At 56.1% G+C, this 7,260-nt stretch carries 6 protein-coding genes and 2 pseudogenes (1 of these 8 only partly in view); 1 reads left to right on the top strand and 7 read right to left on the bottom strand.

The genetic code is table 11. The features are described 5' to 3' along the window. Positions 1-102, bottom strand: a pseudogene (locus Q2B33_RS12560) (phosphotransferase enzyme family protein) (it extends 1,005 nt beyond the left edge of the window). Continuing rightward, on the bottom strand, positions 99-1,340 hold the full coding sequence (locus tag Q2B33_RS12555; RefSeq protein ID WP_300564222.1) for a Gfo/Idh/MocA family protein: 1,242 nt from the start codon (positions 1,338-1,340) through the stop codon (positions 99-101). The pseudogene Q2B33_RS12560 and the gene Q2B33_RS12555 overlap by 4 nt, the downstream one beginning before the upstream one ends. 404 nt (positions 1,341-1,744) lie before the next feature. Between Q2B33_RS12555 and Q2B33_RS12550 the strand changes: the two genes are divergently transcribed. Then, positions 1,745-2,620, top strand: coding sequence for an AraC family transcriptional regulator (locus Q2B33_RS12550; RefSeq protein ID WP_300564224.1), 876 nt, complete (start codon positions 1,745-1,747; stop codon positions 2,618-2,620). Positions 2,621-2,906: 286 nt separating this feature from the next. On the opposite strand, the gene Q2B33_RS12545 is transcribed toward Q2B33_RS12550, so the two are convergent. From Q2B33_RS12545 to Q2B33_RS12525, 5 genes and pseudogenes are all read right to left on the bottom strand, one after another. Next, the gene (locus Q2B33_RS12545) at positions 2,907-4,079 is read right to left on the bottom strand and encodes an MFS transporter (protein ID WP_300564395.1); all 1,173 of its coding nucleotides are present in this window, start codon (positions 4,077-4,079) and stop codon (positions 2,907-2,909) included. A 12-nt stretch (positions 4,080-4,091) separates the two neighbouring features. After that, positions 4,092-4,223 carry a hypothetical protein gene (locus tag Q2B33_RS12540; RefSeq protein ID WP_300564226.1) on the bottom strand — a complete coding sequence of 44 codons (132 nt, stop codon included), beginning with the start codon at positions 4,221-4,223 and terminating at the stop codon, positions 4,092-4,094. Positions 4,224-4,470: 247 nt separating this feature from the next. Beyond that, positions 4,471-5,361, bottom strand: coding sequence for a carbohydrate ABC transporter permease (locus tag Q2B33_RS12535; protein ID WP_300564228.1), 891 nt, complete (start codon positions 5,359-5,361; stop codon positions 4,471-4,473). A gap of 14 nt (positions 5,362-5,375) precedes the next feature. Next, entirely contained in the window at positions 5,376-6,287 is a 912-nt protein-coding gene (locus tag Q2B33_RS12530; protein ID WP_300815319.1) for a sugar ABC transporter permease, read from the bottom strand. A gap of 110 nt (positions 6,288-6,397) precedes the next feature. Next, positions 6,398-7,260, bottom strand: a pseudogene (locus tag Q2B33_RS12525) (hypothetical protein); the annotation flags it as partial.

Raw genomic sequence — 7,260 nt, 5'->3', positions numbered from 1 at the left:
GACCAGATAGGTATCATTGATATGGCCGTTGCCATAGCCTTCCGTCACCGCGCCGATCTGAAAGTGCCCTAATATCTCATTCCGATTCATTTCTCTGCTCATAACCTCTCCCGTTCATTCTCATCCACGACCATATGCCACTTTCCGCCTGTAAAATCAGGGAAATCCACCAGTACGCCGCCCTTTGCGATGGACATCTCGGAGAGGGCCGTCACCGCCATCCAGCTGGCCGCGTCGTATACGTCCACCGGCATGGGAGCATCCTCCCGCAGGCAGCGGAAGAAGGTCTCGAACTCCAGCCAGTCCATGCCGTCATGGCCGCCCTTGATGCCCTCCTGGATATATTTCTTCCACACCGGATGGTCGTACTCCTCCTCATAGTCCCTGGCGTTGCCCACGCAGTGCTTCAGCCAGTCGAAATCATGGTCGCTGTCCTCTTTCCTGTCCGGAAGAACCGGGCTGTCCAGGAAAACAGAATCCGTGACCTCCTCGTACATGCCCTTGGTGCCCCTGACGTTGAAGCCACGGCTGTAGTACCTGGGCAGAGTGGTGTCCAGCGTCAGCACGATGGTCTCTCCCCTGGCGCATTTGATCACCGTAGTCACCACATCCCCCTGGGCGAAGGTCTCATTCATCAGGCGCTGGTCGTCGCTCTTGTTGGCCCTGACATAATCCCGCAGCCCTGCGGCTTTGGAGGCGGTGGAGCTCAGGGTCAGCATCCGGTTGCCATGGTTGATGTCCAGCACCTTGGCGATGGGCCCCAGCTCATGGGTGGGGTAGTTCTCGCAGTTCCTGCTGATGTAGTTGCGCAGCCTGTAGTGCCTGTTCTCTTTTCCGTAGGCGATCTCGCTGCGCAGGTCGTGGTGATATCCTCCGGCGCAGTGCACCACCTCGCCGAAGAGGCCCTTCTTCACCATGTTCAGGGCCATCATCTCCCTGCGGCCGAAGCAGCAGTTCTCCAGGAGCATGAAAGGCGTCCCCGTCTTCTCATAGGCCTCCACCAGGTCGTAACAGTCCTTGATTTCATAGGCCCCGCCTACCTCCACGGCCACGGCCTTCCCCGCGTACATGGCGGCCAGCGCGATCTCCACATGGGTCTCCCAGGCGGTGGCCACAATGACGGTATTTACATTCTCATCTTTGATTACATCCATGTAATCAGTGTAGACGGCGGGCTTCGCCTGTCCGGATTTCTCCACCAGCTCAGCGCCCTTCTGCACTCTGTCCTCATAGACGTCGCACACTGCCACCACCTGTTCCTTCTGGGGGAGCACAGCCCACTCCAGCAGTCCGTATCCTCTGCCGCCCAGTCCGATGAATCCAATCCTGATGTCCTTCATTTCCGTATCCCTCCATGTCGTTTCTGCTTCCCACCCCTTGTGCGAAACAATTCCTGTCACGGTTCTCCGACTTTTCATGAACTGCAGACCGTTTTCTGCCGCAAGCCGTGAAAATGTCTTTACAGCGTCCTCTGTAATTGTTATCATAGCATTAGTAAAAGTATATATCTATATCATAATGGCTCATTTATATATACTTTTGGCTCATTTGATTGCAGGAGCGCCGGGCGCAAACCGGGCATCAGGTCATGGTCATGGAGAAAAGGCGCCGAGGGGCAGATGTCCCCCATCCTGGATATAGCTGCGGGCGACGGATTGGCCGGAGCTGCGCCACGCGCACCGGACGGGCAGGCCGCTCCAGAGACAGGCAAGCCGCGCGGACGGGCGCAGAAAGGAAGGTTCTTATGGAAAGTCCAATGGTCTGGCTGGCATATTCCGTCAGGGAACAGATCCGGATCACAGATATGTACTCCCTGTTCGAGGTGCATTATGAGAACGGGTACGCGTTCCCCGGGGAGAGCCACAATTTCTGGGAATGCCTCTATGTCATGGAGGGGGATGTCTGCGCTTCCGGGGACGAGCGGGTGTACAATCTTCCACGGGGCTCCATCATCTTCCACAGGCCCCTGGAGCTGCACAAGTTCATCGTGAACGGCCCCCGGGGCGCGGACCTGCTGATCTTCTCCTTTGCCGCGGAGGGGCCCCTGACCTCCTATCTGGCCGAGAAGGTCTTCCAGCTATCCCGGGCCCAGCAGGACATCATCGCCGCCATGCTCTCCTTCATCCATGCCAAAGCGGAGGAAAGCGGCAGCCGGAACCCGGATGCCCACAGCGCCCAGTCCTACCTGGAGCCCTTCCTCACCAGCCCTGTCTATTCCCAGATGCTGGCCACCTACCTGCAGCAGCTGATGCTGTCCCTGGCAGAGGCAGGGGCCGTCTCCTCCGCCTCCTCCGCACCGGATGCCGTGGCCTTCCGCAGGGCCATCAGCTATCTGAACAGCAATGTCCACGCCCAGCCCTCCGTGCCGGAAATCGCCCGGTACTGCAATGTCAGCGAGGCAAGCATTAAACGGATTTTCGATAAGTACGCCGGAATGGGCATCCATAAGTATCTGCTGAAGCTGAAGATCAAGGCAGCGGCAGAGCTCCTGCAGGGCGGGGAGAGCGTCACCAGCGTGGCGGAGCAGTTGGGCTTCAACAGCCAGGCCTATTTCTCCCGGGCCTTCAAGCGGGAGACCGGGCTCATGCCCTCCAGCCTGAAAGCGATCTCCGCGCAGTAGGCCCGCTGGATACGCTCTTCTGCGGGCTGGGCCTCGGGATACGCTCTTCCGCGGACTGGGCATCGGAACGGTTTCGGGCTCCCCGTCAGGCCGCCCGGGGCAGAGCACCGGAACGGTTTCCGGGCTCTCCACCAAGCCGCCCGGGGCAGCGCATCGGAACGGTTTCCGGGCTCCCCGCCAAACGCCCGGAGCAGAACATCGGCAACGCCGCAAATGGCGCGGAGCAGCTTTACAAGTCCTTACAATCTGGAGAAAGCATACCCCCCTCCGCGGCCCTTCCCCGGCCTCAGCCCATCCGGCAGAACCGGGCCCATCTGCCTCTGACGCACAGCATCAGGGCGGCCCCGGCGGCGCAGACTCCGATCCAGATGGCCACCACCGGCATCCATCCCGCGGCTTCCGCCACCGCGCCGAAGCCGTAGGTGGACAGGGAGCTCCCCACATAGGTGGCGGAGTTCAGGATGCCCGAAACCGAGGAGACCTTGCCGTATCTGGTAAAATGTCCGGGCACACGGCTGATCAGCATCAGGTTGATGCCGTGGGCGCAGCCTGTAATCAATGTCATCATGACGATGCATACTACAGGCATGCCGTCAAACGCGGCAAGCATGACGGCCCCCGCGAAGGCCCCGGCCAGGAACAGGTATGCCGCGGTGCGGACTTCGCTTTTCAGGAAGCCCAGCAGCAAAGAGGACAGCAGGACGCTGAACACGCTGAACAGAGGGAGCGCCGCGGCCGAAAGGATGGAGCTGGCGTTGCTCATGCCGAAGGTCTCGCTCATGTAGACAGGCATCCATGTAGTGATGCCGTCCCGCAGGATTCCCTGGAGGACGATGGCAATCAAGATGGCTGCCAGGGGCGCGTCCGCCAGCAGCCGGAGGAAGAGGGGCTTTTTGTCTGCCGGTTCCGCATCGGTGCCGGATGCCGCTTTCGATACCGCCTCGGAGCTGCAGACGGCTACCGCGCCGGATACGGGATTTTCCATGCTGTCAGAGGCCGCTTCCCCTTCCTGCACTGGCCCGCCGGATGTGAGCTTGCGGGTATTTGCCAGCCATATGGCGGCGGCAGCCAGACCCAGGGCCGCCGGGAGGTAGAAGACGGACTGCCAGCCGGACAGTTGGATGCACACGGGCGTGAGTATGTAGATGGCGATGGTGGCCGCGGAGGACGCCATGGACACCAGCACGCAGCAGTGTCTGTACCATTTGTCGCTGAGGCATTCGGCCATGATCCGCACCATGGGGGGCCAGAGCATGGCCTGGAAGAAGCCGTTGGCGCACCAGACGGGGGTGATGACCTCCATTCTGGGGATGAGGGCCACTGTCAGGTTGCAGGCGCAGGCTCCGGCCAATCCGGCGAAGATCATGAGCTGGGGCTTCATTTTGTCCCCCAGGAAGCCGCAGATTATCTGGCCCAGGCCATAGCTTAAGAAGCAGGCCGTGACAGGCAGTCCGGCTATGCTTTTTCCGATCTACAGGGCGCTTTGGAGCTCTACCATGCAGGCGGCGTAGTTGATGCGTGTCAGGTAGCTCATGAAGTAGGCAAGGCAGCAGAGGAAGCAGAGGAATTTCATCTGTTTTTCGGATGTAAGTTTGGTCAGCATGGCAGGGGGCCTCCTATCGGTTGGTTGATGGATTGTATTATGGAACTTGCCTATGCCGGTGTCAAGCTTTTTCCAGTACCGCCCTTTTAGAATCTGTCCCCATATACACACGAGCGATAAAATTTGCCACAATGTCCCTGGAAGCTTTCGCTCGTGAGTCGTGATACCTGACAAGCTTTTGTAATCGTCAGCATAAATTAAGCCGGAAGGCAACGCTCCGGCTTAACTTTCATCTATTCTGTCCCTGTCACTCCTTCACGGAGCCTACCGTAATTCCCTTTACGAAATATTTCTGCAGGAAGGGATACACCACCAGAATCGGTATGATGGAGATGAACAGCTGTGCGCTCCTGACCGTCTTCTCACTCAGGGAAGACAATAAAGCCAGCTGCTCTCTCGTCATGTTCGTCATATTCTGGTTGCTGCTGATAATCTGTGTAGCCAGATAGGTCGCCATCGGATAGTTGTTCGGATTATTCATATAGAAAATACCGTCAAACCAGGCATTCCAATGCCCTATCATCGAAAACAGAAGCAGCGAGGCGATGGATGGCTTCGACATGGGCAGCACCACCTTGAACAGGGTCTGCCAATGGTTCGCGCCGTCCACAAAGGCAGCTTCCTCAATGGCATGGGGCAGCCCTCTGATAAAGTTCATCATGATGATGACATTCCAGATATTCAGAGCACCCGGCAGGATCAATACCCAGAAGGAATCCAGCAGCCCCAGGTTCTTAATGATCATATAAGTGGGAATCAGACCGCCGCCGATGAACATGGTGATGGAAAAATAGAGCATGTACCATTTCCGTGCCTTGAAATGGGTAGCGGGCCGTGACAGCGGATAGGCTGTCAGCACGATCAGGACCATGTTGATCAGCGTTCCAATCAGCACTCTCCAGGCGGAAATCGAAACAGAATGGAAGAAATCCTTCTTCTGAATCAGATATTCATAAGCGGACAGCGAGAACTGTACCGGCCAGAAGGTCACCCTGCCTGCCAGCGCGGCATTGGAATCGCTCAGGGACATGGCGAATACATGGAGAATCGGAAGGATACAGGTCAGCGACACCAGTGCCAGGAACACCGTATTGAAGACCTGATATACATAATATAACGGGGAATGCTTCACTTTCATCTGTCGCCACCTCCTTAAAATACCCGATAGTCGCTCTTCTTATATAGAATCAGATAGCTGATTCCCACAAAGATGATTGAGACCACCGACTTGAACAGGCCCATCGCAGCCGCAGCAGAATACTGTCTGCCCGCAATACCCATGCGGTATACCAGCGTATCCAGGATATCCACCGTCTTCTCCACAGTAGGGTTGTACATGATCAGAATCTGGTCAAATCCGGCATTCAGGATGCCACCCAGTCCCAGTACCGTAAGCACGGCTACCATAGGAAGGATGCTGGGCAGGGTAATATGGAGCACCTGCTTCCAGCGCCCGGCGCCGTCTACCTGAGCCGCCTCATACAGCGCCGCGTCCACATTGGTGATCGCCGCCAGCATCAATACCGTATTGTACCCCATGCCCTTCCACACATCGGAGGCGATGATGATGGAGCGGAAATACTGGTTGCTCACCAGGAAAGCAATCCTCTCATTTTCAAGGAGCGCATTGAGCGCATTGTTGATGATTCCGTCATAGGCGAATATTTCCAGAATCATACCGGCCAGGATTGCCCAGGAGAAAAAGTAAGGTATGAAAACAATCGTCTGGACTGCCCGCTTATACCAGTTTTTCGTCACTTCATTCAGCATCAGGGATAAAACCAGCGGAACCAGAATGCTCAGGATAATCTTGAAGAAAGCGATTATCACAGTATTCACAAAAGCAGTCTTGAAGCTGGGCATGGTAAAGATGTATTGGAACTGTTTCAAGCCTACGAACGAAGAGCCCCGAAATCCCAGAAGCGGCTTGAACTCCTGGAACGCCATCACCAGACCGAACAATGGCAGATATGAGAATATCGCCGTGAAGACTACTGCGGGGACCAGCATCACATGCAGCTCTCTTGTCCTATACAGCCCCTTCCTCTTTTCGGGCTTTTTCACTGCTGGCTTTTTTTCTTTCAATAGCTGTCACTCCCTTCTAAAGGAAAATGCCATATAGGAATATGGCATTTTCCATTCTGTTTCTTTTTTATCGCTCCTGCTTCATGCCATTACTTGATGCTCTGATACCACTCGTTGGCTTCCTGTGCGATTTCATCTCCGCCCTGTGCCTTCCACTGCTCTACAAAGGTGTCGAATTCGGAAATCGGAGTCTCGCCCATGATCATGCTGGTGAAAGTGCTGTCCCTGAGCTTATTCAGCTCGCCCGACTTGGTGATCATGGCAGGGGTGGTGACATACAGCTCATTATAAACGATTTCCGCACTCTCCACCGTCTTGATCATGTTGGCCACCCCGCCGTCGGGAGCCAGTCGGCTGAAGTAGGTTCCCCACGCGGCGCCATCTTCCGGATTCTCCTGATAGGTCAGGTAGGAAGCCCATGCACCCCAGAACTCATCATTCATAGGAGCCTCATCCTCGGAAATCTCCGTCTTGCCCTCCGCGATGGCCTTATTGATCGTCTCAAAGTTCGTCCTCAGACAGAGAGGAGAATATATTCTGTAGGGCAGCCAGGTATAGACATAGCTGTGGTACTCCGCAGCCTCTTCCTCTGACATTGCCGCCTGCACTGTCGGGTTGCTGTTCTTCGCGGTGTATAACAGGGACCAGTACATCATCTTAAAGATAGCCTCCGGATGCTCGCACTCATGTCCTGCGACCACGAAGGTGCTGCCGGTAAAGCGGGAAAGCATGACTTTCGGCTGGCTTCCGTCCAGAGAAAGGTTCGGCCCGATTACCCATTCGGAATCCGGATGCTCGATTTTGTTGGAGTTCAGCGGCCAGTTCGGAATCCACCAGGAACCGGGCACGATAGCGAACTTGCCGGCCACGATATCGCTGACCACTACAGAATCCGCATCATATACGTCATATGCAGGCCAGTCCTTACGGAAATATCCCTTTTCATACCACT

The organism is uncultured Acetatifactor sp., from assembly GCF_948601915.1.
In the GTDB taxonomy this organism is placed as follows: domain Bacteria; phylum Bacillota; class Clostridia; order Lachnospirales; family Lachnospiraceae; genus Acetatifactor.
This window is presented reverse-complemented; position numbering and strand designations above follow the sequence as displayed.

Bases quoted from the DNA above. Each gene is read 5' to 3' on its own strand.
- Q2B33_RS12555 (WP_300564222.1), bottom strand. From the start codon at position 1,340: ATGAAGGACATCAGGATTGGATTCATCGGACTGGGCGGCAGAGGATAC.
- Q2B33_RS12550 (WP_300564224.1), top strand. From the start codon at position 1,745: ATGGAAAGTCCAATGGTCTGGCTGGCATATTCCGTCAGGGAACAGATC.
- Q2B33_RS12540 (WP_300564226.1), bottom strand. From the start codon at position 4,223: ATGCTGACCAAACTTACATCCGAAAAACAGATGAAATTCCTCTGCTTC.
- Q2B33_RS12535 (WP_300564228.1), bottom strand. From the start codon at position 5,361: ATGAAAGTGAAGCATTCCCCGTTATATTATGTATATCAGGTCTTCAAT.